This window comes from Pseudodesulfovibrio halophilus DSM 5663 (genome assembly GCF_059568665.1).
On the sequence record NZ_JCANTV010000014.1, the window covers coordinates 1 to 2,500 of the forward strand.

2 rRNA genes (1 of these 2 cut by a window edge) are annotated in these 2,500 nt (G+C 52.3%); both read right to left on the reverse strand.

Annotated features, from left to right (window positions below):
- Positions 1-130: 130 nt before the first annotated feature.
- Positions 131-245 (reverse strand): 5S ribosomal RNA (gene rrf, locus BR24_RS13495).
- A 42-nt stretch (positions 246-287) separates the two neighbouring features.
- A 23S ribosomal RNA gene (locus tag BR24_RS13500) occupies positions 288-2,500 on the reverse strand; it runs 726 nt beyond the window's last position.

Below are 2,500 nucleotides of genomic sequence, written 5' to 3' on the forward strand. Positions count from 1 at the left end.
GACACCTTGGCGCAACCGCCCGAGTCCCGTTTTTTGCCGTGTTATTTGCTAGCTGGAGTTTTGCATTTGTTCAGCGTGTATTCCACGCAAAAAGGCCCGGTCATTTTGACCGGGCCTTTCAGGAAGAATATCCTGGCAGCGACCTACTTTCCCACGACTAAGACCGCAGTATCATCGGCGATGGAGGGCTTGACTTCCGAGTTCGGAATGGGATCGGGTATAACCCCTCCTCCCTGGCCACCAGGAAAATATATAGTTCAATAGGGGGAGAGAGGATATTAAGTAAGTTAGATAAGCCGCACGATCTATTAGTACCGGTCTGCTGAACACATCGCTGCGCTTACACATCCGGCCTATCAACCTCGTAGTCTACAAGGGATCTTCAGGGACCGAAGTCCAGGGAGAACTAATCTTGAGGATGGCTTCCCGCTTAGATGCCTTCAGCGGTTATCCGTGCCGAACATAGCTACCCTGCAGTGCCACTGGCGTGACAACAGGAACACCAGAGGTTCGTCCACCCCGGTCCTCTCGTACTAGGGGCAGACCCTCTTCAATTCTCCTACGCCCACAGAGGATAGGGACCAAACTGTCTCACGACGTTTTAAACCCAGCTCGCGTACCACTTTAAACGGCGAACAGCCGTACCCTTGGGACCTGCTCCAGCCCCAGGATGTGATGAGCCGACATCGAGGTGCCAAACCGCGTCGTCGATGTGAACTCTTGGACGCGATCAGCCTGTTATCCCCGGCGTACCTTTTATCCTATGAGCGATGGCCCTTCCATGCGGAACCACCGGATCACTAAGACCAACTTTCGTTCCTGCTCGACATGTCTGTCTCACAGTCAAGCTCCCTTATGCCTTTGCACTCGACGGCTGGTTTCCAATCAGCCTGAGGGAACCTTTGCAAGCCTCCGTTACTCTTTGGGAGGCGACCGCCCCAGTCAAACTACCCACCAGACACTGTCTCCAAGCCGGATGACGGCGTTGGATTAGATACCTAGATTACCAAGGGTGGTATTTCAAGGGTGACTCCACGAACACTGGCGTGCCCGCTTCAAAGTCTCCCACCTATCCTACACATGATAAACCAAATACCAATGTCAAGCTATAGTAAAGGTGCACAGGGTCTTTCCGTCCTTCTGCGGGTACCGGGCATTTTCACCCGGAATTCAATTTCACTGAGTCTCTGGTTGAGACAGTGGGGGGATCGTTACGCCATTCGTGCAGGTCGGAACTTACCCGACAAGGAATTTCGCTACCTTAGGACCGTTATAGTTACGGCCGCCGTTTACCGGGGCTTCGATTTAGAGCTTCGCCGAAGCTAACTCCACCTCTTAACCTTCCGGCACCGGGCAGGCGTCAGTCCCTATACTTCGTCTTACGACTTCGCAGAGACCTATGTTTTTAGTAAACAGTCGCCCCCCCCGATTCGCTGCGGCTCTCACGTGCTCAACAAGCAAGTCATATCACACGCGGGAGCATCCCTTATTGCGAACTTACGGGATCATTTTGCCGAGTTCCTTAACCAGAGTTCTCTCAAGCGCCTTGGTCTGCTCGACCCGCCTACCTGTGTTGGTTTGCGGTACGGTCTGCACATGCTAAACTTAGAAGCTTTTCTAGGCAGCATGGAATCACTGACTTCAGTCTGTAAATGACACGGCATCACGTCTCGGCCTTAAAGAAGAGCGGATTTGCCTACCCTTCAAGCCTACACGCTTGCACCGGGATATCCAACACCCGGATCAGCTATCCTCCTGCGTCCCTCCGTCGCACACATGTACAGGTACAGGAATATTAACCTGTTTCCCATCGGTTACGCTTTTCAGCCTCACCTTAGGGGCCGACTTACCCTGGGCAGATTAGCTTTACCCAGGAAACCTTAGGCTTACGGCGAACGGGTTTCTCACCCGTTTTATCGTTACTCATGCCAGCATAATCACTTCTCATTAGTCCAGCAAACCTCACGGTTTACCTTCATCCCATCTGAGAACGCTCCCCTACCGCTCGTCTAAAAGACGAGCCCGAAGCTTCGGTACCATACTTAGCCCCGTTACATTTTCGGCGCAGAATCGCTAGGCCAGTGAGCTATTACGCTTTCTTTAAAGGATGGCTGCTTCTAAGCCAACCTCCTGGATGTATCAGCAACTCCACCACCTTTCCCACTTAGTATGGATTTGGAGACCTTAGCTGTCGATCTGGGCTGTTTCCCTCTTGGCCATGGACCTTCGCACCCATAGCCTGACTCCCGGGAAGCATCTTACGGCATTCGGAGTTTGACAAGGGTTGGTAACCTGGTGGGGCCCCTAGCCTTATCAGTGCTCTACCTCCGCAAGACTCGTTCCCGAGGCTATACCTCAATATATTTCGGGGAGAACCAGCTATCACCGGGTTTGATTGGCCTTTCACCCCTATCCACAAGTCATCCAAATCATTTTCAACTGATACTGGTTCGGTCCTCCACTCAGTTTTACCTGAGCTTCAACCTGCTCATGGATAGAT